The organism is Streptomyces sp. NPDC002125 (assembly GCF_053593715.1).
In genome coordinates this window covers 162,704-187,412 of record NZ_JBSFDD010000009.1, presented here as the reverse complement: position 1 = coordinate 187,412, position 24,709 = coordinate 162,704, and the positions used below count along the sequence as shown (strand labels likewise).

Sequence of the window (24,709 nt, the reverse complement as noted above, 5' to 3'; positions counted from 1 at the left end):
GGGAGATGTTGCGAAATCCCGGAGGGCCGCCCTCTTTTCAGCCCTCCGGTTCAGAGCCTGTTTGACCAGGCCCCGAGCAAGAACCCCAAGCCGATCAGGACGAATAGCACACCCTGGGCGACGAAGAGCCACCAAAAGCCGTTGCCCTCAGCAGGGAGCATCCAGCGTGACGGATCCTTCGGGTCGTAGCGGAGCTCGACGCGAGCACCGACGGGGAGGGTCTTCTTCTTGGGGCGAGCTATGTCCGCCCTGCTCTCCATCGCTTCGCCATCGCCCGTGCTCCATGCGATGACTGGGTAGTACACGGCGGTCCCGGAGCTGCGGCTGGTACTCATGGAGTCCGCGCCTGGTGCGATACGAGCCTGCTCATGGCGGGTCACCACACCCCGCGCTGCCGAGCCTTCCCGAAGGAGGCGCCGAGTGCGTCGAATCTTGAGGGACGCAACGACGCCGACAACAGCCCCCGCGGTCGTGAAAAGCAGTGCGGCGAGGAATAGGCCCTGGGAAGGAGACATAGGCTTCATGATCGCGCACCGAGCGGACAGGACAGCGGGCGATGGTGTCCGCTTTCACCGGCACAGTCTTGGCGACAGTCGTCCCGCTGTGAACAGGAGCAAGCCGTGCCAGTGCCCCACTTCATCAAGCGCTCCCTCCCTGTCGCTCTGGGAAGCGCGCTCGCGGTCGCCGCGATCTCCGCCACGCCCGCGTCCGCAAGTTCCGGCTGGTGGTACTCCAGCGGTAACGGCGCCTCGGGCTACTACAACCACGTCAACGGCAGGGTGACGGCCTGCGACATCAAGACCGACGCCACAAGGCGGCCGTCCAGATCCTGAGGATGGACGGCTCGGTGATCACCACCGTCACCGACTCCTACAACAACGGCAGCTGCTCCTGGCGGACCCCCACCCTGTTCGAGGGCCGCCACAAGATCCGTGTCTGCGTTCAGAAGAGCGGCGCGCGCCCTGTGAACTGCAGTCCCGCGCACGAGTTCAGCGTCTGAGCGTCGGCCTGCTGGGCCTCGGGCCCGCCGAGGTGGAGAGCTGACCCACACAGCGGCCGGGGCACGGCCCTGGCCGTGCCCCGACCGCTGCTTCAAGCCCGTGCCCTCGTGACGACTATGTGGAGCTCGTCGTCTTCATGGGCTGGCGGCGTGAGCTCAGTGAGTGCGTCCAGCGATTTCACCAGCTCCGGGTCGTTCCTGGAGTCGTGGGACGCGAGGGGGACGTCCTCTCCGCCGGAACTGCTGCCCAGGAAGGTCACCTTCTGATCGGACCACTGGGGGCCGTTCTTGCTGTCCTCCGCCTGGAAGACCACCATGCACACGGCCGGGACCTTCTCCGCCGCCCACTGGGCGAGGTAGTCCTGGTGAGCACGCTCGGCGGCGATACCCGCAGCGTGCCAGTCCTCCAGGAGCGTGTGCCGCGCGGCGGCGGAGGGCAGGGTGGCTTCGGCTGCCGTCCCTCCGGAAGTGGGAATTGGTCCGGGATCCACGTTGGTCATCGGGGCTCCTGTGCACTGGGGAAGGCTGGGCAAGCCTGAGTAGAACGGGCGATGCCGCACATACCATCACCGTGCGAGATCTCTCTGCCCAGCGCCTGTCCTTTGCCGCCGATGAGAGCGTTGCTCCGGCATCTACTCGGCTCCCAGGCCTCCGTCGGTCCCGCAGGCCGGCGTGTACGACACCACCCACAGAGCAGCTGCTCAGGACGGTAGAAGCCAGTGTCCGGTCTCGTTGGCACTCTCGGGTCACGACCTTCAACCAGTCGCGTCACCGTGCGAATCGAGTTGGTGCCCCATGCCTGTTCTTGCAGCTCAACAGCCTGTGACCGCAGCGGCGGCCACCACACAACCCAATCGGTCCGCCAGGGCGTTCGGTCGAGTCTTGCGTGCCTTGGCACAGCTGGGCGCCGACCTTGAGCACCAGGTCGCCGACGTCGCACACTCTGCCGGGCTGCGCCCCGGCCATGCCTCCCGCCTGCTGCTGACTGCTGTCGAAGAAGGCTTTGCCGAACCCGGCGAGCGCTACGGCACCTACCGGTTGACCTGCGACGCCGCAGTCCTGCTCGGCCCTGCCCCAGTACGGACCAGCACTCCAGAGATCACCGAGACGCTACGCGCCCTGCACAGGGACACGAACCTGGCGACGGCGTGGCACGTCCCAGGCTGGCGTCCTGGGGCCGGCCTGCACCTCGACCTGGTCGACGTGGTCAGCCCCCGGCTGGCGCTGCGCCTCGACGCGGCCCAGCAGGATGGAGACCTTTCCCGGACAGCCGCCGGCCGGATCGCCCTGGCCTTCCTGCCGCCGCAGATGACCAGCACCGCCGACGGCCGGCCCCTGCGCTTGTGCGAGGACCTCGCGCGAACTGTGACGAGCAGCAGAATCGCTGCCAGTCGCACGAGCTCCACCCACAGCCTGGCAACCGCGGTCCTTCGCGGCGACGCTCTGGTCGCTACCCTCACCGTCACCGGCACCCCTGACCAGTTCACCGACGACCTCATCGTCCAGGAACACGCGGTTCTCCTACGCCGCGCCGCCGCGCGCAGCAGTCAGTCACGTGCCGCCTGACCAACCGGGACACGTCCGATTCCCCGTACCGGAGACAACGCCGCGAGACGTGAATCTCCAGGGCGGGAATTGCAGCCGCACGCCCGCCTTCCGCTTTCTACTGTGGCGCCACCCTCATCCAGAGGGCCCGCCAACAGGAGGTGTCGCATGCGCTCCATCCGTAAGACCTCGGTCCGTCGTCCCTGCCGGTTCTCCCGACCGGTCTGACCCATCGGCACACGCCGTGATGCAGGCGGCCGGACCTCTCCAGGTCCGGCCGCCTTCGCGTGTCCCTCCCGTGCCGTTTCGTCCACCTCGCTCCCGAGCGGGCCCCAGTGCCCACCGTGAGCCCAAACGCACCGTCCAGCCTGCGTAGGCCGACTCCCACAGTGTCGAAGGAGGAACCGTGACGTCGAAGTTTCTGAATCTGCCCTGGCCCGACTCGAACCGTCGCCGAGGTCTGCAGCCCGACCACACCGACCGGGAAGGCCAGCCCCCCACTCCAGATGAAGGGAACACCAGCCGGCCTGTCGAAGCCTCCGACAGGACAGCTCGGACCGGTACAGGACTCCCTGCTCAGCCGTAGGTACTTCGCGATGAGAGGGCCCCGTGAAACTGACGCAGAAGCTCAGCCGTACGACCAAGCTGGCCGCCGGGGCCACCGCTGCCCTGCTAAGCAAGTACATCGACTGATCACCAGGCGCAGCTCACGACGAGATACGCCCGCAGCCATGTGGCTGCGGGCGTATTCCTGTTCAGACCACTCGCCCTCCTCACGGTGGTACCCCGCTCGAGGTTGCTCCGATCACGACGGGTTGACGAAGACCATGACGTCTGCGTGGACGTCCGCCATGCTCAGGTAGTCATCTCGCTGATGAACAGGGCAGACCAGCACCGAGACGATGTCGGTTCCCTGGCGGCGCACGACCCGCTGCGCTCCGCGCAGCGCACTGCTCTTACGCGTGTAGGAGCCTCCGACGAACGCGGTCCGGGTCGTGTGGTTGACGACTATCTGTGTGTGCGGCTGGTCTTGCATCTCGCTGCCTCTCGGAGTCCTTGGGACGGGCGGTACCGGCTCGTGGTGACCGGCCCTGCCTTGGGCTGTCACCACGAGCCGGGTCGTCACGCCTGGGGCGTGAGAGAGAACCACTCACTGCCGACACCGGTGACGATCTCCATGGCCGCCCGATGCTGCGGAAGACCGGAGTCGCCATGGCTATGCGGTCGGTGGACGCGCATCTCTCGCACGGTGACGGGCTTGCCGTGGACGGCGATCAGGTCACCGGGCTGCAGGTCCGGGTCGGAGGCGGGCTTGACGAGCTTGGCCAGCTCGGCCTCCGCCTGGTGGGCGCGGACCCAGTCGATCAGGTCGTCGAAGACGGTGTCGATCTCGCTGCGCTCGGAGTGGTGGCGCTCGAAGTAGTCCTTATCGGCGTCGTAGGCGACGGTGCCGCGCGCCGAGTCCAGCTTCTCGACGAGCTGGCTGATGTCGACGGTGCTGCCGGGCTTGGGGCGGTTCATCGGTACGTACTCCCTGCTGTGCGGGCCGGGGAAGCGCTGGAGTCTTCCCTCCTCGGTGGCCGCAGTGAACCGCTCCAGGCTGGTGAGCAGCGAGGATCCGCGAGTTCGTGCGGATGGCGGCGGCGGAGACCTGTGTCAGCCGCCGTACCGTCAGGACAGGGAGCGGATGAGCCGCTGGTCCATGGCGCCGCGGCCTGGGCTGTGGGTCCGGCTTGGAGTAGGCCGGACCAGAGACAAACCCTGCCGCGCCGGTGCTGGCAGCCGGCGTACGCAGCAGGCATGGGACGCTGCGGTCATCAGCGGGTCCGGTCGGGCAGGCGAGCGTGGCACCATGCGCAGCGAGTGGCACTCAGATGTCGGAGGGGCCAGTGTCGGCCGTTGCTGGTGCTTGGGCAGCGGCGAGTGACGCGCAGAACGTCAAGCGCTTCCATCGCGGGCCCCATCAGCCGACAGTTGTGGCTGAGCTCATGGCCCGGTAGGCCTGCGATCCGGCGGGCATGCTCGGCCAAGGTGTCGCGCTCACGCCGGACCAGAGCTAGCTCCTCCGTCATCGCCCGGACTAGATCAGCGGCAGACGTCTGCCCCAGCCTGTCCAGGTGCTCGGCCAAACCGAGGGGATCAAGCGCCGCGGTCACGCCGTCCGTCTCAGGGTCTTTGCGTTCCTGCGGACGTTCGGTCATCACAGGCGGCCTCTGGGGAACGGCGAACTCCTGCTCCGTGCGGCTCACGAGCCGCACCCCGGCCCGCAGCGGTGACGGCCAATGCCGCGCCACCACCCCCAGTACAGGCGTCCCACCCGCATCCTCACCGTCCGCGCAAGCCGAGCCGGGCCGTGGATGCCGAGAAGGAATTCCATCGTGACCCCGGCCTCCTCGGCGATACAGGCGAGGTCGGTCGTGCTGGGCGTGAGCGTGCCGTCGTACAAGGCCGGCAGCTCCTCATACTGGAGCGGGCGTCCTTGGGACGCTCGTTCGATGGCGAGAGCCCGAATCCGGTCGAGGATCGCCTCCTCGCTGCGGGCGACAGACGCGATGCGCTTCATAGGGTGTGGGTGTCTCCTTGACTCATGGCGGGCTGAGAGGTCCGAGGAGACCTGGTGCGGCCTGGGTACGTCACGCGCTGGCGAATCCTGGGTTCATGCAGCCGTACTAGGTCCACCGGCCCCGCCTCTGCGGGATCACTCGGCGTCGTCAGCCAGCCGCCACAGCGGACAGTCGGTGATCATCGGCGTGGCGGCTCCGACGGCACAGCCCTCGGGGACTTCGGGACAGTTGCAGTACGGATCACCCCAGCAGCCGCCCGCAGCCTCACCCGGCTCGTGGTGCTCGCACGTCTTGCAGGACCGCACCTCGGGATTGCTCCAGCAACGGGCGACGTGCGCGGCGGCGGCGGGCTTCTTGGCCCAGGTACGGCGGCAGTGCGGGCACTGGTGGCGTACGACGGTGACCGGGAGGGTCACGGCAGTCGGAAGGCGGGCCGCTTGCAGTGCGGAGCGTTCCTCGTCGGCGGCCTCCAGTAGTACGCGGACGAGCCAGTCGACGTATGGGGTGGCGGTGAGCAGTTCAAGGAACGGCCTTCGGCCGGTAGGGGAGCCGTCGGTGTGGTCCACGGGGAAGCCTTCCTTCTCATGCGCGGACTGCTGCTTCATCGGCCTTGGCTGCCGTCGAGGCTGCTGAGGGCGATGGTTTGCGCCTGTACCAGCAGGGCGCGGCAGTCTTCGCCGCTGGAGCCGACAGTGATCGGAGCGCCAACTGCTGTGACCAGCTCCCACCCCTCACGGGTGGGCCGGAGGATCAAGCAGGGCTCGCGGCGAGCCCCGAAGCGCAGCTCGGTGCAGGGCGGTATGACCTGGATGTTCATGTCGGGGAGCATGCGGTCCGTGCGGGACGCTGGCCGTACGGCACTGCCTATGGAGTTGAAGGACCTGGCCAGGGCCGCGGCCCCTTCCTGCGTGGTCAGCGAGACGTTCCACGCGATGTTGCAGGTGCGGACGGGACGGCGAGGGTTGGTGGTCGGAGGGTGGTCGGGGCACCACAGCTGAGAAGAAAGGCTCTGGAGCCATGCGGTCATGACTTCCCGGGCGTACCGCTTGGAAGGGTGGTCGTGACCGCGTATCCACCAGCGAAGGACGCCGGCAAAGCCGTCTTCAGCCAGTGCGTCGGCTAGCTGCCGGTGAACAATCCGCTCCTCCAGCAGCTCGACTTCCGCCTGGCGGCGGCTCTTACGCTGCTCAGCGACGACCAGCCGAGCGCGAGCCGCCGCTAGCTCGTCCTCTAGCTCCTTCACGGTGTGCGCGGATGACTGAGACGCGTCGAGCCGCGCGACCTCGGCACCGATGCTCTCTACCAAGGTGCCGCGCAGTTCCTGGGGCACGTCGGGGCGGACGGCAATGAGGATGCGGACGCCGGGGCCGTTCAGCGTCTTGGAGAGCGGTTCCAGGCCGTCGGCGCCGAGAACGACGGACCACTGGGAGAGGTCGGGAGCGTTGTTGATCAGGTCGTAGATCTTCTGCTGCGCCTGGCGGAACTGCTCCTGGTTGAGCTCCGCCCAGCGGAGGTTGCCCTCCATCTGCTCGCCGACACCCATGAAGTCGGGATCCTGGGTGAGAGTGCCGCGCTGGCGGGCAGCCTCGGCGCGGAGGTCGTCATCGGTGTACGGGGCGGTGCTCATGTACGCCTTCCTTGAAGAGAGGCCGACGGTTGCTGCGGCCGTGGTCACTGAAGCCGACCGCAGCCGCAGCGTCGCCTGGCCGCGAATCTGGTCGGCCGGGTGCGGTCGGCGGCGGGGCAGCAGCAGCGGGTGCGGCCCTGTCGGCGCGGCACTGTGTCAGGGACGTTGGGTGGCCGCCGTGAGCCTGCTGCAGGGAACGGACAGCCGTCCCTGAGTGGGGGCAGGGCCGTGTGACACCTTGTCGCCTCGACAAGGAGACGTGGCCAGTCGACAGCCGCCGCGGTGAATTTGGGATTGCGTGCGGACGGTGGGCGCTCCAGGGCCCCGGACGTGGACTCTGGAGGACCTGGAGCGCCGAGTTGTAGAGGACTACAGCGAGGGCGTCGGGGCGGTGCCGTAGCGGCGGGCGAGCTTGTCGGTTACCTCGCGGGCGCACCGGACGGCGTCGGCCACTGCGTCGAGGTCGCCCGATGCGCCGTCGACCAGGGTGGCGAGGTAGTCGCCGGTGGCGTCGTGCAGGTGCGCGGACCAGGGTTCACGGTGCTCGGAGGCGGGGCGGTCGGCACGCTCGCCGGCGTACATCAGGACATGCGGGCCGTCATAGGCGGCATCCTCGTCGTCCGGGGCGCCGGGAAGTGCGGCCATGATCAGGAAGGTCATCCCTCCCTCAGTACCAGGGAAGGCGTAGCGGCCGACGGCAGCCAGAGCTGCGCGCAGCAGTTCGCCTTCGGTGGGCACGCTCTGGTGGGGCACTTCATTCATCGTGTCTCCGCTCCGCGGGTGGTGAGCGCCGGCGGAGCCTTGGTGCAGCGCCGGCAGGACGGCCGCAGTGAACAGGGCGGCTGCGGAAAGGGCGACGATCGGCGAATCCGCCGGCGGGCTGGTCTGCCGCGCGCAGGATCGGGGTCAGCTGGTGACGCTGCACCCCGACGTTCCACCAGGAGCCCGGGGGGAGAGCGCCGCGAAGGCGGCGGTGATCTCCCTTGGCGCGCTGGTGATGCGGATGTACGTCTCGACCGCCAGATGGCCGCCATAGGCCATGCGCCACATTCGTGAGACTGCTGCGGGCGGGTTACGCGATTCCGTTCTTGGAGACCGTGTAGCGGAAGCCGCAGGCCGAGATGATGACGAACTCGGTCCCGCGCGGCGAGGTGTACGGAACCCAGGTTGCGTCCTCGTCCCTCAACAGCCCGAGGGCATCCCTGAACACGACCTCCTGGGCCCAGGGTGGCATCTCCTCGAGCGGCTTGCCCTCCTCCGCGGTCCCAGAGGACGTGCGCCCGCCCTGACGCTTTGCCGTGGAGAGGGCGGGTCCGGTTGTGGGAGCTGCGGCTCCGGTAGTCAGGGGGCTCATTCGGCGGCTTCCTGCTTCTGGGGGTCGGTAATGGGGGAGAGGAGGGCGCGCATTTCGCGCACGTAGTGGATGCGGTGCTCGTTCCACCGGTGCCGTGCCGCGACGTTCTTGAGCGTGTCGTCGTCCCAGCCGATGAGGACGGCCCACAGATAGGCGTCGTGCCGGTCGGCGGACCAGTCACGGGTGTCGCCGACGTCCGCGCGCATCATGTTGCAGACGGCGTTGACGGCCCGTGCGATCCCGCCGAAGGTATTCCGGTGCCAGTCCCAGGCCTTGTACATGGCCTGCGCCGCCTCGCGGGTCTCGGCTCGGTCGTGCTCGGTGTCCTCCAGGTCTTCGTAAAGCTCCGCCAGGCTGGCCTCCGTGTGCTCGTCCAGCGACAGCCGACCGGGTGTTTCAGCGAGTGTTATAGGCGCAGCGAGCTCCCCGGCTGCGAGCAGGAGGTGTTCCTCCCACAGCGGCCGCAGAAGACCACCGTAGCTCTGGGAGCGGGACATCCAGCCGCATGTGCAGGCCACCATCCAGCGGCCGTTGGGCACGTCGACGGTGCGGGGCAGGTGCTCGGTGACGACGCCGACATGATCGGGGCAGAGGGAGCCGGTCGAGGGACCACGGGTGACCTGACGCCAGCCGGCACCGGACCAGGAAGGACGGGCTGGCTCCCGCCCGTCCATGCGGGCCGCCATGTCGAACTCCCGGAGACATCCCGGGTAGAGGCACTGGCGGAGAGACGGCTGGTTGCGGAACGCCGTGGCCTCGGCGATGAGATCGGCCAGCTGTTCTTCAGTGAGCGTGGCCAGGGTCGGCTGGTCGGACACGGGCTGTTCCTCTCAAGGCGGGCGGGATAACGGGAAGCAGCTAACCGCGAGCTGGGGACGCGGGCAGTCGTGCCGCGAGTTTGCGTGCTTTCACCACGGCCTTCAGAACGGCCCGGCTCAGGTACTGAAACGTGTCAGCGGTCGGCGACATGCGGTACTCAGTGCAGCCGCCCCCGGCGGGACTGCGTCAGGGGACGTTGCGGGCCCGAGTGAGTCTGCCGCAGGGAGCGGACAGCTGTGCTTCGTAGTTGGGGAGTAGGACCATGCCTCCGAGGCCGGTCCGCTCGAAGCCGTCGCTCGGCCGGTGTTCGGTTGGCGGTCAGGTCTCCGCCTTGACCTGCGTCAGCGGGGGAGCGGAAGGAAAGCCGGCGGCCCGGGGCCTGTAGCGGCGACGCGTCCCGGTGGCTGGTCCGGTTTGTCGATAGCGCCATCTCCGCTGAGAAGGCAGAGGAGGCTGGTCATGGCCCCGCAATGTCGGGGCCCGGCGGCGTTCCACCCAACTGCTGAGACCCGACGTCACCTGGTTGCCCTGCTACGCGCGCGGCGGCGCGTCCGGGTCGTCGCCCTGCTCGATGCCGAGGGCCTGGGCGACCGCCTTGAACACCTCGGGGTCGATGGACGGCCGAGGGAAGTCGTCCTGCCAGTCGAGATCGGTGATCGGCCAGTCGGGATCGACGATGATCGGACGGTAGGAGCCGGAGAGCAAATCGCTGGCGAGCAGGCCGGGCGGGAGCGGGAGCCGCTCGTCTGCTTCGGCGAACAGCCCGGCGAGCTCGGGCTCCCCCACGGTCTTGCCCGCGCCGCCACGCCGGAAGTTCTTCGTGTGCAGGTGGCGGCGCACTAGATCCTCAAGCTCCGCGTGCTGCTGGGCGGGAGTACGTGGGGCGGTCAGGGCGCGGGCCTGCTGCGGGGTCATGCCGGTGGCCGCGACGAGCGCCTTCACCGCGGCGTCGGGCAGGCCGTCGGCGAGCTGGTCCAGACGCTCGGTCGCTGAGGCGCCGGGCTCCAGACCGAGGAGCTCCATAGCCCGGTGCCGCTGAACTCCGGCGGCAACGGCGACGCGCTTCACGTAGCCCTCAAGCCGCTCACCGGGCCGGGGCCGGGGAGCGCCGGCGATCCGGGAGGGGAGGCCGGGGCGCGGGCCGGAGCGGGCGGCGACGGCGGCGCGGGCCTGGGCCAGGGTGACGCCGGGGTGGGCCCGCTTGTACGCGCGTACGGCACGGTCCTGCTCACGGCGGCGGGGGTTGGTCATGACGTCTCGTCCTTGTCCGGCCTGCTGCCCCACACGCGCCGGCCGTCCAGGAGGAGGGCATGACGAGTTGGCTCGCGCGAGTCTCAGACGTCTGCGGTCCCCGTCGACGGTGTGGGCGTCGAGGTCGGTGTGGACCGGGCGCGGCGCGGTTGCCCTTTCCTACGCCCACTATCGTAGCGGTGAGGACAGCTCTCAAGGCGAGCCCGCGCGGGTGCGAACGGCTCCCGCCCTCAGGTCCGGGCCGCAGTGCGAGGCGGGCGGCAGGAGGTCTGCCTGCCCGCCATCGCAGCGACGGCTGACCGCGTGCACAGTAGGCTCCACCTCCACCTGTAGAGAGGGCGGTACAACCAGTCCACACCGGGTTCGCTCGTCCTCGCAGGCCTCGACGAACGTACGGTTGTGCCGGTCCTTGGCCATCGCCTCTGGCGTAGCTGGCTGCGGTTCCGGGATTGTCTTGGCCCCTGGGTACTGCTCGCGGAGGTAGGAGAGCAGTAGCGGCAGCCATCCTCCGTGGGTCCGTTTGATCCCGAAGAGATGACCGACGGTTTCCCCGAACACGGCGGCGGAGACAACGGGGGCCACGATGTCCGCGAACTGCTGACAGATGCTCGTCCGTGAACCCTCGGCAAGTGCTGCGTAGTCCCTGGGGAGGGTGACCAGAGCTGCCACCTGCTCAAGGGTGAACCGGCCGCCCTTGTGCCCGACATCCACCGACCGGATCCGCGAGGTGACACCCGGGATCACGCGGCCCATGATGAACGCGTTGCCCCCGCTGGTCTTGCGCACGCCCCGGGTGATCACCTCCAGACCAGCGGGAAGTCCCGTCGCCAGGTCGGCGGTAATTGTGATCTCAGGTGCTACCGGTCCGGAGTTGTACCGGCCGAACGTCGCCATCATGAAGGCCCGGCGGCGCGTCGACGGCGACCCGTACGCGGCGGCGTCGATCTCTTCCCACGTCACCGAAACCGCCGCACCGAGTGCACTCTCCCCGGCGCAGTACAACTCTTCCTTGATCACGTCACGGATCTCTTGGGGCAGCTGGTTGGACTGCTCGAAGAGGATCGTGTGCAGCGGCGCCCCACCGTGCTTGAGTGCGAGGGCCCAGATCATCGGTTCGAGCATGAGCCCGGCCGTCTCGGCGCCGGGCAGGTTCTCGACGAGTGAGCGGATCTCGTCCCAGGTGGCGCCCGAGCGCGGACCGAAGTGGTCGTAGGCCTCCGGCCCGCACTCGCATTCCTCATCGGTGACGCACGTGCAACCCGGGCCGTCCACGATGTAGTTCCCAACGGCCGCCCCAGCCTGCTCGATGGCGTCGGCCAGAGCGGCCACGTTCTCAGGCAGCCGTCCAGCGCGCTTCCCGGCATTGGTGAAGTCGATACACGGCGAGGACCCGATCAGGATCTGGGTGTGCCGGAACACGAAGTGCTCGGGGTCGATGCTGCGCACGTCCGCGCAAATGGCGTGGCAGCCGGCCCGCGTCGCTGTGGCCGTGGCGTCGCGGCTTGCGTCTATGCACAGCATGTCGACCTTGACCCCGAGGATGCGGCGGATCCCGACGCACCAGCCCCCGCAGCCACCAAACAGGTTCACAGCTCTGGGCGCGTCGCCCTCGGCGGGGGCGAACAACCATCGCACCGGGCCTGGCCCGGCCAGCCTCACCAGGTCGGCGGTGTCCTCTTCGGACGGGTGCGCGGCGACGAAGTCGGCGTACGTCCAGCCGTCCAAGTCGTCGTACGTGAGCGGAGTCCGGCCCGAGGCGGCGAAGGTGTCCGGCACCCGCACCGGGCCACCCGGCTCCTTGGCCTCCGGTGCGGCCCCGCCTGCTGCAGGGCCGAAGGGCCCGGCAGCAGGCGGGGCGGTAGCCCCGTCGTCGGGCTGCGGGGGCTGGGTGGGGTACACCCGGCCGTCAGCGCTGCGGTGGAGGGTTCCGGCCTCGATCAGCGGCAGTACCCGGGAGACGTTGACCTTGCGGCCGGCGTGGCGGAAGCCGTCACCGTTCTGCCACAGCAGGCCCGCCCCGGCCCACTCGATCACCTCGGCCTCCGTGCCCGGCTTGGCGGTCTGCACGAACTCGCGCGAGGCCCACAGCTCTGCCGGTTCCTCCGGCCCTTGGTCGGCCTGATCAAGCAGGGCGAGCGTCGTCGTGCCTGCCTGGATGGCGGCGGCCAGGTCGAGCTGGTACACCCCGTACCGCTCATTTACCGTCGTGCACAGCACGTGCCAGGTCTCGGCCGTGGCATCGGTGAGATTCGCGGCGGCCGCAGACAGCGCATTGCCAGCCGCTGGCGTGATCGGCTTCTCGACGCCGTTGACGTTGTAGGTACGCGTCACACGCCGGTCGCCCTTGCCTGTGCCCGCGTCAAGGCGCGCCGAGGTGGCCCCGGGACGGTGACGGGTGACCACGTGGCCGATGTACGCGGCCGACAGCGTCGCGGCCGCCTCCGCGTCCAAACCGTCAGCGTTCAGCGCTTCCAGCACGGCCAGCTCGTCAACCGTGGGGGTGGCGGCCCGTTCGGCTGCGACCTTCTCCTCCGCGGCCCGCAGCGCGGCGGCCCGCTCGTTGGCGGCCTGCTCCGCCTCTGCTGAGGCTTGGGCCTTCTCCTGCTCCCCGGGCCAGGTTTCTCCGGCGGACAGCCACCGGTAGCGGGAGCTCTTTACCGCGGCGTGCCGGGTGTCCTTCTCCGGCTCCGTGACTGCGTTGATGCGCATCGCGTTCGACCACAGACGAAGCGCGCGGTCTCCCTCGTCGGTGAGACCGAACGCGCGGGCCCCGGGGGCGATGGCGAGCACCTTCACGAACCCGGCCGCCCACAGGCGTGGAACCAGGGTCTTCCTGATCTTCTTGGAGACGTCGGCGCGGTCGGGGCTGATGTCGTAGGCGCTGAATCCGTCGGCAGTCTCGCGCACCTTGCCGTCACGTATCCACCCCAGCGTGTGCCACTGGTTGCGGGAGAAGTTCAGTGCTTGGGCAGCATCGATGTCCTCCGGCGTCATCACGTCGGCGTCTTCCCGGGCGTGCGCGTCCAGGTGGGCGCGGGCGGCGTCGGCGGCATCCTGCTCGGTGTCGTAGACGTAGGCAGCGGCGATGTCGGCGACCGCGTCACCGAACTTGTTCAGCCCCATGGAGACGGGGCCATGCCGGTCGCACTCGGCCACCCACTGGGAGCCGATCAGGTCGAGAGCGACCGCCCGCGCGGGGGCGGGGGTGCTGTACGCCTCCCCGACCTTGGGCAGATCGTCGCCCGCGGCCGCCCAGCCCTGGCCGGTCTCCTTGTGCGTAGCGACGGCGGCACCGGGCGGCGTCCGTTCGGGAAACGTCTCGCCGCGCTCCGTGGCGTCGGCGTGGGCGCGGACGATGTCCCGGACGCTGGCCGCGTACGGCGCGTCGTTGATCACCGAGCAGACGTCGATGCGCGTGCCGTCCGGCGCGATGACCAGCCAGGGCCAGTCCTCGCCACCCTCCTTCGACACCACGTAGACCGCTCCGCGGACCACCGCTTCCCAGATACTCGGGCTGACCCGCGTCACCGTGACGCGCCGCCTACCCGTGCCCATGACGATCTCCTGCGGGCCGTGCTGCGACATGACGAGACCGTCATCGCGGCGGTCATCCTTCGCCGCCTGCCGCTCCTCGGCCTCCTGCTCGCTCCGCGCCCATGCGGCCGCCCGCTCCTGCTTGGCCTGCGCATCCCGCTCCGCCTGCTCCGCCGCAAGACGCTCCCGCGTGGCCTCCATCTCCTTGGCCCACTGCTCGACCTGCCGCATCTGCGCGGCGCGGCGGCGCTCCTCCTCCTGTCCGTACGGCAGGGGAGTAAGACGCCTGGCCTGGTCCCTGGCCGACTGCTTGCTGGTCCGGCCGGTGTGGTGGATACGCACCCGCGCCCAGTAGGCGGCCCGGTGGTCTGCGTGCAGCAGGTCGGGGGCGGCGGTGCACCAGCGGTGTGCGGTGACGCCGTCGGGGGTGACCGTGACGGGGCCGCGGCGGCCGGCGCGGGGGACCGCGATGTAGCCGCCGGATGCCAGCAGTTCGACCAGGGCGGCCCGTACCCGGCGTCCCTGACCCTCACGGCGGCGGACGATCCCGGACGTGTCCGCGTGCAGGTCTCCCACGTACACGGCGGCCAGGACGTCGGCCAGCCCTGTGCACCAGCCCATACGCGGCAGTTCGGTTCGGGCGTTGCTCTCATCGAGCCACCGGTCCGCGCCGCTGTTCTCCATCTCTGAGCCAGCGGGTGCGGCGAGCGTGGTGCCAGCCGTTCGGCTGGCGTCGTTGGCCCGCTCCGGGGCGTTGGTGTCGTCCGGACGGTACGCGGCGTCAGTCGTCGAGGCCTCCGTCGTGGAAACCACCGCTGTGTGAGGGGACGTGCTTCCGAGGCGTTGCTCGGCGGTCTGGCCGGAGTTGGCCTCGCCGGAGCGCTCCTCATCCTTGGTAGTGGACGCGGCGTTGAGCCGGGTGGAGAAGGCGGTCCGGCTCGCCCGGACTGCGGCGACCAAGGCGGCTCGGTCGGCGCGCGCCTCAGCGGCCAGCGCGGCGGCCTCGTCCAGCGCCTTCTTGCTGCCGCCCCGCTCGCGCACAGCCGCGCGGGCTTCCCGCTTCGCGCGCTCGTCACCGTCGGCCGCGCCCTGAGCTATGAGCGCATCGGCCAACGCCTTGGACGGCCACGGCGCCCGCTCGCCGTTTTCCAGAGCCTGAGTGAGCATCTGCCCGCACAGCTCCGCCGCACGATCACCCCACTGCTGCCAGTGCAGAGCGCACGTCTTGGGATCGCCCTTGGCCAAGTCGCGGGCGAGGTCGACCACATCCCGCCCGGCGGACTGGTCGCCGCGGTGGCCGTCGTCCAGGATCCGGCGGGAGAGGCAGCGGGCGCAGGCGACGAACCGGCCGAGCTCGCAGTCCTGGTCGTCGACGACCGCCACCCAGTAGCGGGCGCCGGAGCGCTTCGCGCTGCACTTGCCGACGTAAGGCGCGGACATCGCACAGTACGCGTCGACGTCGGCTTCCTTGTCGTCGTCGGCACAGATGGAGACGACGCGGAGACGGGAGTTCGCCACACTTTCCAGGGCGGAGTTCCACACCTTCCACTCAGCCACGTAGCGCCGGTGGTCAGGCCCCTTGCGCGCCCAGTCCTCACCCGTGCACCCCTGGCTGCCGTCGGCGGCCGTCAGGTGCTCGAAGCCCCAGCGGGCCTCGGCGATCAGGCCCACGGCGCCGAAGCGGCGGATGAGGAACACACCAGGCTCGAGCTCCATACGCTCCGGCGTGCACCCGAACGCCGGAGCCAGTGCCGTGCGCTGCCCGTACTTGGACCACAGGGCGGCGAACCGGCTGCGGGTGGTGGAGTCGGCGCGGATCCGGGCGAGCACCTTGGCAAGGGGGCGGTCCTCAATGTTGGCGGCCCACCAGTACGACCCGTCAGCGTCGTGTCCTGCCTCCCACTGGCCCTCCTCCGGACGGCAGTAGGTGACAGGCCGGATCCGGAACGTGTGTCCGGCTGCGGTCGTCAGCACCCACCCAGGGGAAGGCTGCCGCCCGTCCAGGAACGACACAGCCGCGATCGACTCGCCTTCCTGCAGCGCGGCCGCGAGCTGACCGGCGGCAATGTTCCCGGCTGCAGCCTCGGGCAGTCCGGCATCGCCGTTGACCACGGACTTGTGCTGGCTGTCGACGGAGCTGGGGACGGTGTTCACGGGATTCCTTCGTGGGCCGGGAGAGGCCACGCGGATACGCGGCCGGGGCCACTGAAGCGGCGTGCGCCAGCGACGTCGCCTTCTCGCGAATTCCGGCATCGGCGCGCGCACCAGCAGGTTCTCGACCGCGTGCTGGCAGGTAATGAGGGCGTCCTCGACGACGGACAGCGGCCGGCCCGGGTCGAGGGGAGCGACCCGGGCCGGTTGGTGACCGCGCATGACCGCGGTCCGGATGAACAGTGGGGCTGCTACATCGCGAGGGGAGGGCCTGCACCGCGCCCTGAGGCGTTCGCACGTCCGGCGGGGGTCCTTGCCCCCGCCGGACGTGCGACGGCCTGCAACGAGGAGTCCGAGACCGGCGCGCTCACCCGGGGCAGCACGGCGCACCCGTCGTGGCCCCTACCGGAGCACGTCCTCGCGCCGGTCCTCCTCCGCCTGCGCGGCATCCGCGAAGGCACACCCGTACAAAGCCAGCGTCTCTTCACGCCCGGACTCGGCACGAGCGGCGGCTTCCTCCATGCGCGCGCACTCGGCCACGAAGTCAGACAGGGCGCCCGCTGCGCGGTAGGTCTCGGCCGACTCCTCGTAGTGGCCGGCGTCCCGCTTCGCACAGCTCACGTCGTCGTACGCCTGTTCGCAGGACCGGACGGCCGACCACACGCCTTCAGCGAGCGCATCGCCTTCCTGGACTCGGTCTCCGCACGCCCGCGCCCGCTCCACGTCACCGGCGGCGAGCACCCCCGCCGCGTGCACACGCATGCGGGCCTTCGTCAGCCGCCCCACCGCCGCCTCCCACGCGGCCGCCGTTCGGCCGGACGCCGCGCGCTCGGCCCGGGCCTGGTCACGTCCGGCCAGGCCGGCACGGTCGGCTTCCGCACGCGCCTCCGCCCGCTCGCTGGCGTAGTGCGCGTCCCAGTGCAGGGCCTTCTCGAAGTCCCGAACGCCGTTGTACGCGGCCTGGGCGGTCTCGAGCGCCGCCCACTCGGCGACGGCGTGCTCGGCAAGCCGGGTCGGCTCCCCGAAGCTGTTGTGCGGGTACTTGGCCCAGCCAGCCAAGTGCTTGCGGTCGTTTCCAGTACCGAACCCCCGGGGGTTCTTGCGGACGGCGGCCGCCGCCTTTCGCAGGTTCTCAGCGCCGCGTCCCTCAATACGGTCAGCCACGGCCAGCGTGAACGCCACGGCAGCGGCGTCGACCCGGTCACCGGCGATCAGCGCGGCGGAGGTGTACCGCGACGGGTAATACACCGACCGGCTGGAACGCTTGGACTTGGCCCAGGCGTCGTACTGCGCCACGAACGACAGCGAGGGATCGCCGTGCCCGGCGTGCGTGACACCGTCGTAGTCGGTGTAGCCGTCGAACCACGCACACCAGGCGCGCGAGGAGTCCTCGAACATCACGATCAGCCCGGCGTACCCGCGCGCCGACGGCTCGCGGCCTGCGTCGGCCAGATGCTTCCGCCACTGGGCTTCCTGGGCGATCAGCCGCTCCTGTGCCTCCTCAATGATCGGAGCGGCGAGCGCCTCCCGCTCCGCGCGCGCCGCAGCGTCCGCGATCGCCTCCCCGGCGTCCTTGACGTGCTGCCCGGCCAGCACGATCGAACGCCGCCACGACGCACACCCCCGCGCGTCCTCGCCGTTCGTCTCGGCCAGCCACGCCCGCGCCGCCTTCACAGCATCGGTGGCCGACCGCTCCGCCGTCTTGGCCTCCGCGTAGGCGGCGGAGCCCAGCTCCACCGCCCGCGCGCCCGAGGGCGTGGAGCCGTCGAGGGCGTTGAACGCGTCCCGAGCGTCACTCAGGGCAGCACTCACCTTCGCCACGGCGTCGTCCATCTGCCGGACCCACTCCGCGGCGTCGCGCCCCCACACCGTCCGGCCCGTGGCCTCCTGCTCACGCGAGACGACGCGTACAGCCTTGACGGCCTCGCGCACGGCCTTGAACCCGCCGGTCGAAGCGGACGCCACGAACTTGCCCGTCGCCTCGTTCCATGCGCACACGTGCTCGGTTTCCTCCACCCCGGCGCGCACCATCACGAGCCCGGAAAGCACCGCGGCGCGCACCCACAGGCGGCCGGTCCAGCGGCGCTCCACGCGTACGTCCCAGTCCAGCTGTTCGGCTTCACGCACCAAGGAGCCCGCGTTCTTGGGCATGCCGTCCAGCGCGGCGGCCGCCGCGTCGGCCCCGAGGGCAGCGGCACATCCGCCGCAGCGCCCAGAGCGGACCTCCCTGCGCTGGCACGCCGGGCACGACCCGGCTGCAGTTCCCTCTCCGGCGAGGCCGCGGGCATCGTCGTGTCCGCCAGAGCTGGCGGTCGGAGAGGAATGCGAGTGGGGGGCTGCGGTACGCGAGTCGGCGTTCATGGGGCGCCTTCCTGGGAGAGGACTGCCGGCGGCTGCGCGGCTCGGCCACTGAAGAGGCAGAGCACCGTCACCGTCGCGATCTTGCGAATCCCGCGTACCGACTGGGCCGAGGCCCCAGCCTGCCGACCTGTCGGTCCGGCGGCGGGCGCTCGCCGGTCGGGGTGCGGCAACGTCAGCGGCGGCGACCTGGCGCGCGGTTCTCGTAGATCAGGTCCAGGTCCCAGGACCCGCGGTGCTCGTACACCGTCATGTGCTGGCAGGCCGGACACCGGAACGCCACGTAGCGGCCCGGGGGTTCACTGCCGCGCCCGGATGCCATCAGCCCGGGCCCCGGATCCTCACAGTTCTCGCACGCCGTCGAGTAGTGCGACAGGACGAGCTGTGGTTGCCAGTCGCACCAAACGAGTGGCCGACCCCGGTGTTCGCGTGGCAGCGCAGGAATCCGCCGTTCGACGGGCTCGATCGGCTCGGCGCCGGGCAGCTCCTCGAGGACAGCCTGCTGCGGGGCAGGGTCGCCCCGCCACACTCGCAAGCACGCCCGGCATGTCTTCGGTCCATTCCAGGGGCCGTCGTACGCGCGGACTGCGGGGGCCTGTTCCGGGTCGGTGCAGCACAACAGGGGGACGGTGAACACCGGCAGTGGGGGAGGCGTGGCGCCGGGGGCCAGGAGGTGCAGGGCACCGGCGGGGGTGCGGACCACGACGGCCGCAGGGCCCCCGGTGCTCGCGGCCGCGGGCGCGGCGGTTCCCGGCCGTGGCGGTGCGGCCGGTTCGGTGGGAGTGACGGTGTGGCGGTGTTCCACGGGCGCTCCGGAGGCGAAAGATGGGGAGGGGCCGGCGGAAGGCCGGTCACCAGCCGTTGCCGGTGTGGCGTTCGAGGATCGCCGCCAGGTCGCGGTGCCAGCGGTGGTACATGGCCATGCGGTGCTCATGGACGAGCCGGGCCATCTCTGACGCGTCCTGGCCGAGGACGAACGGTGCCTTGGTGTTGAGCAGCTGCCGCAGGGCGGGCTCGGGGGAGCGCGGCACATTCAGGCGCTGGTCCGCTTCGGACAGCGCCGACGCGCCCGTCCAGGAGTGGGCGCGGGCCCACAACTGGTGCAGGGCCTGCGCCCGTACGAAGGTCTCCAGCTGCATGCCGGGAACGGGGCCTTCGGCTTCAGCGGTGTTGACCAGGAGGGTGATGGCCTGGTGGTGGGCCTTGCGGGCCACTCGCGTCTCCTCCAGAACGGAGGCGACGATCAGATCGTTCGTTGTCGGCTGGGGCATCGGGTGTCTCTCTTCTGTGAGGTCGTGCTCAGAGCCGCTGGTCCAGGGCTCCCGGCCTGGATGCGCAGCGGGATGGTGATCGTGACGAAGGGCGATCGGGCAGCCTGGATGGGCCGGATGAGGGCGCCTCGCTCCTGCGGCTTGTCGAGTCAGAGCCCGCTTACGGCTGTGACTGCTCGACGGCCTGCACCGACCACGTCAGCAGGTACGCCTGGAAAACGATGCCCTCGTACCTGCTGCGGTCCTCTTCCGTCGCCCACCGGGCGCGCTGGATGGCCTCGGCCGCATCGGGGAACGCCGACAGCCGGTTGTGGCCCCCGTTGCGGTGCGCGTCGAAGTCGATGCTGCTCCACCTGCTCCTCCAGGAGGGGGTGCTGGAGACGAAGGCGTAGTCGGGACCGCCGGGTGCGGGGGTGTCAGCGTCCGCCGGCGCACTGGTGCGCGTGATCCGGTACAGCGTGGGCCCGGGCCAGGGGCCGGGCCCGGCCGCTTCGGCGTCTTCGCGGCTGGGGTGGGCGTGGGGGCCGAACGTCCGGGTGATGTCGCTGTCGGAGGATTCGGCCAGGAGGACCAGGCCCCATGCCATCGAGGGGCTGTCGGACCAGACGAACCTGGTTCGGCTTTCCTGTGCGCTCATGGGGCGGCTGTCCTCTGTTGCTGTCGGGATCGTAGGTGAGGGACGCGGGGGTGGCCGCTCTTGCGTGCGGCGGGCGTGGTGTCCGCTGGGCACCGTGCCCGCCCGGGGGCCGCTGCTCTCGGTGCGCGGGCGGGCGGCGCTTGTCGTGGGTGGGTTCAGGCGTCGGGGACGAGGGTGAAGTAGAGGCTGCCCCGGCTGGTGGTGATCTCGGTGGTGGGCCGGTGGCGGGGGAGACCGGAGCGGGGGTGCTTGTGAGGGGCGTGGAAGTTGATGCTGCGGACGGTGGCGGGGTGGCCGTTGTGGAGGATGACGTCGCCCTCCTTGAGGTGGGGGTCGGTGGGCTTCTTGGCGAGCTGGGCCAGTTCCTCGTCGCTCAGGTGGGTGCGGACGTAGCTGATGAGGTCCTCGAAGGGGAGGTAGCGGCCTTCGCCGTCGATGGCCACGCATTCGGCTTCGAGCGCGGCGATGAGCGCGAGGGGGTTCAGGGGAGTGCCGTTGCTGGGCATCGGGTCGGGCTCCTTGGCGTAGGGCAGGTGCCGGGGCCCTGCCGGGACGGCCTTCAGTGAACGGGGCGCCGCCGGTGGTGGCGACGTCTCGCGAATCCCGGTGCCGGCGGCTGCGCGGCTGCCTCGTCGTTGTCGGCTGCCACGAGAACGTCAGTCGTTCTGCCATGGGAAATGTCAGTGGCTCGTACGGCGCGCGTGAGGGCGGGGGCCGTCACGCTCCCCGCCCTCACGCGCGCCGGGGCCCGGCGCAGGTCAGCTGACGTCGATGGTCAGGTCCAGGCGTATGCCGGGTTCGCCCTTGGCCGGTGCGCATTCGATGGCGGGGCAGAGGTGGGACCCCACGAAGTTCACCGAGATCAGACAGGCACGGGATGCGGCCAGCCATTCGCCTGCGGCTTTGAACAGGGCGGCAGTGCCCTCCCCCGCGTTGCCGGTGAAGCTCACGAGGGTCAGGTGGTCGTGTTGTGATTCGCGCGTGACTGGCATTTCGCTCCTGGTCAGCGATGTGCGAAGCGCCCCGGAGCGGAGCCCCGGGACGGTCTGTGTGACTAGACAAGCGGCAGTCTTCTGCCCAGACCGGACAGGGTTGGTTACAGCAAAGGTGCTTGTTCGGATTGGGGGTCGCCGAGGTCGGCGCCGCGCACGGCCAGCCGTGCTGGCACCGTGCGGCCCGAGGCGTGAGGCGGCGCCCGTGGACTTGCTCATCGAGCGGAAGAACCGTTTGCTCTCGGGTTGATCTTCTGTGAACTCGCCGCCGGGGTGGGGGAGTGTCAGGTCACGGTGTTGTCAGTCCGGTGAGGACCCTCTGCGCTTCGGTGGGGTCACCGGCGCAGTAGCCAAGGGCGACGGCCTGCAGATCGCTCTCGGTTCCGATGAAGGTGACGAATGCCCGTGTACAGCTGGGGTCCTCGCTCTCGACACTCCAGTGGACCCGAGCGGTGATGTCGGCATGCGTGATCGAAGGGGTGTGGTCGGCGGCGGCGAGGACGACGTCCAGGGCTTTGTCGAGCGTGGGGAGTGGCGGGCCGCAATCGGGGTCCTCGGTGCACAGTTCCAGCGTGAGCGACTTCAGCATCGGCCTTGCCTTACTTCCGGGGTGGGGTGGGGACGCGAACATAACGAGCGGTGCGGCAAAGGGAGAGGGGCAGCGATTTCGGGTCTGTCGATGCCGGATTGTCAGTTGTCAGTCCAGTGCTGCGTCGAAGATCGAGCGGTTGGCCGAGGTGGAGGCGTACTCGCGCTCGGACCAACGGACACGCCTCACGATCTCGTGTCTAGACCGCCGGACGGCGGCCCTGGTTGGGGGCGGGGCAGGTCGGGCATTCTGCGCCGGAGGCGGGGGTGCGTTGGAGGCTGCCGCAGGTGTCGCAGCGCGGATGTCCGGTGACGTCGCCGAGTTCTTCGAGTAGGCCGCAAAGTCGCCGTATCTCGGTGTCGGCCTGGGTGATGACGTGGGGCGTGTGGTCGGACGTCATGCGCCACAGGGGGCCGAGGAGGGTCAGGGCGAGGTCGACGGCGCAGGATGCTGTGTATGCCCATGCGTCGAGTGCGGCGTCCGGGTCGTCGGGGGCTTCGTCGTCGGGGAGGCCGACGGACCAGGGCGGGACCGTCATGCTGATGCTCTGCAGCCGGTCTCGGACGAAGTCGAGTTCGAACCGGGCTCGGCGGGCTTGGTCCTCGTGCAGGGGCCATTCCCAGGGGCCGGTGAAGTAGCGGCGGGCATGGTTCGGGTCGGTGGCGGCGTCTTCGTAGCCGGCACCGGCAGCACGCCAGAGCAGGGCCCATAGGGAGGCGGTCCTGAGCTCGGGATCGTGGGTGCTGTGGCCTAGGTCTTCTGGGACCTCGATGCGGAGGGTGCCGAGGGCGGCCAGGAGCTGCTTTTCCGTTGCGTGGGGCGGGCGCGTGGTCATGGCCGTTGTGTCTCCGGACGGTGGCGTTGGACGGCGGGCTCTGCCGTGGGGGCGGGCCGGTTCTGCGAGGGGGTGCGCGTCACTGTTGTCGTGCGCAGAGTAGATGTCAGTCCGGCGCAGGGTTTTGTCAGCGCGAAACGTCCCCGGCGCGGGATGGCGCCGGGGACGTTGGGCTGGACCGTCCAGACTTCCGCGTCAGCTTCTCGCTTCGGGATAGGTCGTCACCCAGGTGCGCATGAGGCGCTTGCGAGTGCGGAGCCAGGGCCACCGGTGCTGTGTGCGGAGCAGGGCGTCGGCGGTCTGTCGTTCCTGCTCCGGCAGGGTCTGGGGATCGGGGAAGTCGTAGAAGACGGTGTCGACGAGGCTGTCCTCACCCCAGTTCACGCGATGCTGACGCTCGCGCCAGGCACGGCCCTCCAGTTCGTGGGCAGCGTTCCACACCCGGTGGCTGGGAACGTCCTGCTCGGCGGCCTCGCGCTGGGGGATCCAGTGGTAGGCGACGAGGACGTCCTCCTGGCCGAAGTCGGGCCTTCGGTCCTGTTCGTATGGCATCGGGCAACTCCTCCCAGGGCTCAGTCTTCGCGGGCGTCGAGGACCTCGTGCGCGTTGTCGCGGAGCACCGCGGCCAGGTCGCGCAGGCCGGCCAGCCCGGCGTACTCGTCGCGGGCCCCGGCGTCGGGAACGCGGGCCGTGGTCTTGTCCCACAGGCCGTCGACGAAGTCGTACAGCTCGTCGCGGGCGTCGGCCTGTTCACGCAGGTGCGCGGTGCTGAGGTCGTTCAGCCCGGCCTTGTCGTGGGTGGTGATGTCCTCGCCCAGTCCCTGAGCGGCTTCCTGCAACGAGTCGAAGTCGACGGCCATGCCTGTGTTCCTCCCCTTGGTGAAGCGGACGTAGGTCATCCTGCCTGCCGCATCGGACAGGCAGGGTTCGGATTTCGACGACAGTCGTACTGTCCGGTCTGGTCCGTACGGTGCGGGCACTGCTTACGAGAGAGAGGACAGCGCCCGTGCCTGCGACCAGCCGACGAATCCATAACGGCAAGAAGCTGGGTGTCCTCCTCTATGGGTGGCTGTCCGGCTCCCGGCCCTCTTGGGGGCCCGGACGTGACGATACGGAACGACACGTGACGACCCGTGACGAGTCGTCACGGCCGGGTGGGCACGGTGCGGGCGGGGCGAGCGGGCTAAAGAGAGGGGCGGAGCGCTTCTTGCCGTTATGGGTTTGTTGGCTGGTCGTGGACACGGTGGAGGCGGTTCGGTGAGGCACGAGCGCACCGTACGCGGGGGAGCGGACACCGCCCCTTCCCGCCGCCCGGGCGCGCCCCCTGCAGCGGAGCCTGTCCGCGGCCGCGCCTAGCGTCGACGGCCCACGCGCCGAGAGGAACCCGATGACCGACACCGACCTGCCCACCCCCGCACGCACCACCCCGGTACGCGACGACCACGCCTGGCCCTTCCCCCTCAGCACCGGCGGCCGCTCCCACGTACGCCTGCGCGTCTGGCCCACCCGCGACCGCCCCGGCCCCCTCGTCATCGCCACCGACCTGATGCTCGGCGCCGGACTCATCAACAACGCCGAGAGCCTGTGCCGCGCAGCCCACGCCGAATTCGGCCCGCACACGACCGTCGTACGCCACTTCCCCGCCTGGTCCATGCTCGCCATCAACGGAGAGGACGTCTTCGACCAGCTCACACTCGACGAACAGGACCGCGCCCGGGCCCGCCGGTGCACCGAACAGGTCCTGGACCTTCTCGGCCCCGGCGTCCTCGGCTACCCCGGCGACACCCCTCCCACCCACGCCGACGCAGGCGCGGCCGCCGTCCCGCCGCAGAGCACCCACATCGCCCGCGCCCTCGCCGCCCTGCTGCGCCTCGACGAGACCCGGGTGATCGAACGACGCCCCGACGGCTACCCCACCCGCACCGGCCCCGTCGCCGAGAAGGACCTCGCACCGCTCAGCCACGTCAAGCTCGGCACCGAGGCCCTCCAGCGCCTGTCCGGCTTCCTCGCCGAGGCGGACACCAACCCCCACCAGAGCGCCGCCGGCGTCAAGCGGGAACGCCGGCTCGGCAAGATCATCCACACTCTGCAGGAGCAGACGTGGCAGCTCGGCCTCCTCGCCGACGAACTGGCAGCCGAAGAACGGACCTGAACCAGCCACCCGGGCGCCCTCACCGCGACC

26 protein-coding genes are annotated in these 24,709 nt (G+C 70.0%); 4 read left to right on the top strand and 22 right to left on the bottom strand.

Annotated features, from left to right (window positions below; all coding sequences use genetic code 11):
- Positions 1–50 precede the first annotated feature (50 nt).
- Positions 51–515, bottom strand: a complete 465-nt coding sequence (locus tag ACWCQM_RS18165) for a DUF3592 domain-containing protein (protein ID WP_450916234.1) — start codon at positions 513–515, stop codon at positions 51–53.
- Positions 516–620: 105 nt separating this feature from the next.
- Here ACWCQM_RS18165 and ACWCQM_RS18160 point away from each other — a divergent pair, with 105 nt between their 5' ends.
- On the top strand, positions 621–833 hold the full coding sequence (locus tag ACWCQM_RS18160) for a hypothetical protein (RefSeq protein WP_450916233.1): 213 nt from the start codon (positions 621–623) through the stop codon (positions 831–833).
- A 14-nt stretch (positions 834–847) separates the two neighbouring features.
- Entirely contained in the window at positions 848–1,000 is a 153-nt protein-coding gene (locus tag ACWCQM_RS18155; protein WP_450916232.1) for a hypothetical protein, read from the top strand.
- A gap of 92 nt (positions 1,001–1,092) precedes the next feature.
- Here ACWCQM_RS18155 and ACWCQM_RS18150 read toward each other — a convergent pair whose 3' ends face one another.
- Positions 1,093–1,500 carry a hypothetical protein gene (locus ACWCQM_RS18150; protein WP_450916231.1) on the bottom strand — a complete coding sequence of 136 codons (408 nt, stop codon included), beginning with the start codon at positions 1,498–1,500 and terminating at the stop codon, positions 1,093–1,095.
- Positions 1,501–1,882: 382 nt separating this feature from the next.
- On the opposite strand from ACWCQM_RS18150, the gene ACWCQM_RS18145 reads away from it, so the two are divergent.
- The gene (locus tag ACWCQM_RS18145; RefSeq protein ID WP_450916230.1) at positions 1,883–2,566 is read left to right on the top strand and encodes a hypothetical protein; all 684 of its coding nucleotides are present in this window, start codon (positions 1,883–1,885) and stop codon (positions 2,564–2,566) included.
- Positions 2,567–3,350: 784 nt separating this feature from the next.
- On the opposite strand, the gene ACWCQM_RS18140 is transcribed toward ACWCQM_RS18145, so the two are convergent.
- The 20 genes from ACWCQM_RS18140 to ACWCQM_RS18045 all read right to left on the bottom strand — a co-directional run bounded on the left by ACWCQM_RS18140 (position 3,351) and on the right by ACWCQM_RS18045 (position 23,387).
- A complete protein-coding gene (locus tag ACWCQM_RS18140; RefSeq protein WP_450916229.1) occupies positions 3,351–3,581 on the bottom strand; it encodes a hypothetical protein in 231 nt (76 codons plus the stop codon).
- A gap of 86 nt (positions 3,582–3,667) precedes the next feature.
- Positions 3,668–4,066, bottom strand: a complete 399-nt coding sequence (locus ACWCQM_RS18135) for a hypothetical protein (RefSeq protein WP_450916228.1) — start codon at positions 4,064–4,066, stop codon at positions 3,668–3,670.
- 724 nt (positions 4,067–4,790) lie between these two features.
- Positions 4,791–5,108 (bottom strand): hypothetical protein, encoded by a 318-nt coding sequence (locus ACWCQM_RS18130; RefSeq protein ID WP_376620758.1) that lies wholly within the window; start codon positions 5,106–5,108, stop codon positions 4,791–4,793.
- 135 nt (positions 5,109–5,243) lie between these two features.
- On the bottom strand, positions 5,244–5,714 hold the full coding sequence (locus ACWCQM_RS18125) for a hypothetical protein (protein WP_450916227.1): 471 nt from the start codon (positions 5,712–5,714) through the stop codon (positions 5,244–5,246).
- Positions 5,711–6,736: a hypothetical protein gene (locus ACWCQM_RS18120; protein WP_450916226.1), complete on the bottom strand. Its 1,026-nt coding sequence runs from the start codon at positions 6,734–6,736 to the stop codon at positions 5,711–5,713. Before ACWCQM_RS18120 ends, ACWCQM_RS18125 begins: the two co-directional genes overlap by 4 nt.
- 369 nt (positions 6,737–7,105) lie before the next feature.
- Entirely contained in the window at positions 7,106–7,498 is a 393-nt protein-coding gene (locus ACWCQM_RS18115; RefSeq protein WP_450916225.1) for a hypothetical protein, read from the bottom strand.
- Positions 7,499–7,642: 144 nt separating this feature from the next.
- Positions 7,643–7,777: a hypothetical protein gene (locus ACWCQM_RS18110; protein WP_450916224.1), complete on the bottom strand. Its 135-nt coding sequence runs from the start codon at positions 7,775–7,777 to the stop codon at positions 7,643–7,645.
- 31 nt (positions 7,778–7,808) lie between these two features.
- Positions 7,809–8,090 carry a hypothetical protein gene (locus ACWCQM_RS18105; protein WP_450916223.1) on the bottom strand — a complete coding sequence of 94 codons (282 nt, stop codon included), beginning with the start codon at positions 8,088–8,090 and terminating at the stop codon, positions 7,809–7,811.
- Positions 8,087–8,908 (bottom strand): hypothetical protein, encoded by an 822-nt coding sequence (locus tag ACWCQM_RS18100; RefSeq protein ID WP_450916222.1) that lies wholly within the window; start codon positions 8,906–8,908, stop codon positions 8,087–8,089. Before ACWCQM_RS18100 ends, ACWCQM_RS18105 begins: the two co-directional genes overlap by 4 nt.
- Before the next feature lie 532 nt (positions 8,909–9,440).
- A complete protein-coding gene (locus ACWCQM_RS18095; protein ID WP_450916221.1) occupies positions 9,441–10,160 on the bottom strand; it encodes a TniQ family protein in 720 nt (239 codons plus the stop codon).
- 192 nt (positions 10,161–10,352) lie between these two features.
- Entirely contained in the window at positions 10,353–15,848 is a 5,496-nt protein-coding gene (locus ACWCQM_RS18090) for a hypothetical protein (protein ID WP_450916220.1), read from the bottom strand.
- A 399-nt stretch (positions 15,849–16,247) separates the two neighbouring features.
- A complete protein-coding gene (locus ACWCQM_RS18085) occupies positions 16,248–17,996 on the bottom strand; it encodes a hypothetical protein (protein WP_450916219.1) in 1,749 nt (582 codons plus the stop codon).
- A gap of 1,058 nt (positions 17,997–19,054) precedes the next feature.
- Positions 19,055–19,474 carry a hypothetical protein gene (locus ACWCQM_RS18080; RefSeq protein WP_386112083.1) on the bottom strand — a complete coding sequence of 140 codons (420 nt, stop codon included), beginning with the start codon at positions 19,472–19,474 and terminating at the stop codon, positions 19,055–19,057.
- Between the two features lie 160 nt (positions 19,475–19,634).
- The gene (locus ACWCQM_RS18075) at positions 19,635–20,111 is read right to left on the bottom strand and encodes a hypothetical protein (protein WP_450916218.1); all 477 of its coding nucleotides are present in this window, start codon (positions 20,109–20,111) and stop codon (positions 19,635–19,637) included.
- Between the two features lie 155 nt (positions 20,112–20,266).
- The gene (locus ACWCQM_RS18070) at positions 20,267–20,617 is read right to left on the bottom strand and encodes a DNA ligase-like domain-containing protein (RefSeq protein WP_386112081.1); all 351 of its coding nucleotides are present in this window, start codon (positions 20,615–20,617) and stop codon (positions 20,267–20,269) included.
- Between the two features lie 252 nt (positions 20,618–20,869).
- On the bottom strand, positions 20,870–21,103 hold the full coding sequence (locus tag ACWCQM_RS18065; protein WP_386109164.1) for a hypothetical protein: 234 nt from the start codon (positions 21,101–21,103) through the stop codon (positions 20,870–20,872).
- A gap of 289 nt (positions 21,104–21,392) precedes the next feature.
- A complete protein-coding gene (locus ACWCQM_RS18060) occupies positions 21,393–21,692 on the bottom strand; it encodes a hypothetical protein (protein ID WP_388981386.1) in 300 nt (99 codons plus the stop codon).
- Between the two features lie 199 nt (positions 21,693–21,891).
- The gene (locus tag ACWCQM_RS18055) at positions 21,892–22,527 is read right to left on the bottom strand and encodes a hypothetical protein (RefSeq protein ID WP_450916217.1); all 636 of its coding nucleotides are present in this window, start codon (positions 22,525–22,527) and stop codon (positions 21,892–21,894) included.
- Between the two features lie 195 nt (positions 22,528–22,722).
- Entirely contained in the window at positions 22,723–23,079 is a 357-nt protein-coding gene (locus tag ACWCQM_RS18050) for a hypothetical protein (RefSeq protein WP_386109160.1), read from the bottom strand.
- Positions 23,080–23,099: 20 nt separating this feature from the next.
- Positions 23,100–23,387, bottom strand: coding sequence for a hypothetical protein (locus tag ACWCQM_RS18045; RefSeq protein WP_386109158.1), 288 nt, complete (start codon positions 23,385–23,387; stop codon positions 23,100–23,102).
- A gap of 527 nt (positions 23,388–23,914) precedes the next feature.
- On the opposite strand from ACWCQM_RS18045, the gene ACWCQM_RS18040 reads away from it, so the two are divergent.
- Positions 23,915–24,679, top strand: coding sequence for a hypothetical protein (locus ACWCQM_RS18040; protein ID WP_450916216.1), 765 nt, complete (start codon positions 23,915–23,917; stop codon positions 24,677–24,679).
- The last annotated feature ends 30 nt before the right edge of the window (positions 24,680–24,709 follow it).

What these genes read in the sequence shown, in the direction of transcription:
- ACWCQM_RS18165 (WP_450916234.1), bottom strand. Translation starts at nt 515, where the DNA reads ATGTCTCCTTCCCAGGGCCTATTCCTCGCCGCACTGCTTTTCACGACC.
- ACWCQM_RS18150 (WP_450916231.1), bottom strand. Translation starts at nt 1,500, where the DNA reads ATGACCAACGTGGATCCCGGACCAATTCCCACTTCCGGAGGGACGGCA.
- ACWCQM_RS18140 (WP_450916229.1), bottom strand. Translation starts at nt 3,581, where the DNA reads ATGCAAGACCAGCCGCACACACAGATAGTCGTCAACCACACGACCCGG.
- ACWCQM_RS18135 (WP_450916228.1), bottom strand. Translation starts at nt 4,066, where the DNA reads ATGAACCGCCCCAAGCCCGGCAGCACCGTCGACATCAGCCAGCTCGTC.
- ACWCQM_RS18130 (WP_376620758.1), bottom strand. Translation starts at nt 5,108, where the DNA reads ATGAAGCGCATCGCGTCTGTCGCCCGCAGCGAGGAGGCGATCCTCGAC.
- ACWCQM_RS18125 (WP_450916227.1), bottom strand. Translation starts at nt 5,714, where the DNA reads ATGAAGCAGCAGTCCGCGCATGAGAAGGAAGGCTTCCCCGTGGACCAC.
- ACWCQM_RS18120 (WP_450916226.1), bottom strand. Translation starts at nt 6,736, where the DNA reads ATGAGCACCGCCCCGTACACCGATGACGACCTCCGCGCCGAGGCTGCC.
- ACWCQM_RS18115 (WP_450916225.1), bottom strand. Translation starts at nt 7,498, where the DNA reads ATGAATGAAGTGCCCCACCAGAGCGTGCCCACCGAAGGCGAACTGCTG.
- ACWCQM_RS18110 (WP_450916224.1), bottom strand. Translation starts at nt 7,777, where the DNA reads ATGGCCTATGGCGGCCATCTGGCGGTCGAGACGTACATCCGCATCACC.
- ACWCQM_RS18105 (WP_450916223.1), bottom strand. Translation starts at nt 8,090, where the DNA reads ATGAGCCCCCTGACTACCGGAGCCGCAGCTCCCACAACCGGACCCGCC.
- ACWCQM_RS18095 (WP_450916221.1), bottom strand. Translation starts at nt 10,160, where the DNA reads ATGACCAACCCCCGCCGCCGTGAGCAGGACCGTGCCGTACGCGCGTAC.
- ACWCQM_RS18085 (WP_450916219.1), bottom strand. Translation starts at nt 17,996, where the DNA reads ATGCCCAAGAACGCGGGCTCCTTGGTGCGTGAAGCCGAACAGCTGGAC.
- ACWCQM_RS18080 (WP_386112083.1), bottom strand. Translation starts at nt 19,474, where the DNA reads ATGCCCCAGCCGACAACGAACGATCTGATCGTCGCCTCCGTTCTGGAG.
- ACWCQM_RS18075 (WP_450916218.1), bottom strand. Translation starts at nt 20,111, where the DNA reads ATGAGCGCACAGGAAAGCCGAACCAGGTTCGTCTGGTCCGACAGCCCC.
- ACWCQM_RS18070 (WP_386112081.1), bottom strand. Translation starts at nt 20,617, where the DNA reads ATGCCCAGCAACGGCACTCCCCTGAACCCCCTCGCGCTCATCGCCGCG.
- ACWCQM_RS18065 (WP_386109164.1), bottom strand. Translation starts at nt 21,103, where the DNA reads ATGCCAGTCACGCGCGAATCACAACACGACCACCTGACCCTCGTGAGC.
- ACWCQM_RS18060 (WP_388981386.1), bottom strand. Translation starts at nt 21,692, where the DNA reads ATGCTGAAGTCGCTCACGCTGGAACTGTGCACCGAGGACCCCGATTGC.
- ACWCQM_RS18055 (WP_450916217.1), bottom strand. Translation starts at nt 22,527, where the DNA reads ATGACCACGCGCCCGCCCCACGCAACGGAAAAGCAGCTCCTGGCCGCC.
- ACWCQM_RS18050 (WP_386109160.1), bottom strand. Translation starts at nt 23,079, where the DNA reads ATGCCATACGAACAGGACCGAAGGCCCGACTTCGGCCAGGAGGACGTC.
- ACWCQM_RS18045 (WP_386109158.1), bottom strand. Translation starts at nt 23,387, where the DNA reads ATGGCCGTCGACTTCGACTCGTTGCAGGAAGCCGCTCAGGGACTGGGC.
- ACWCQM_RS18040 (WP_450916216.1), top strand. Translation starts at nt 23,915, where the DNA reads ATGACCGACACCGACCTGCCCACCCCCGCACGCACCACCCCGGTACGC.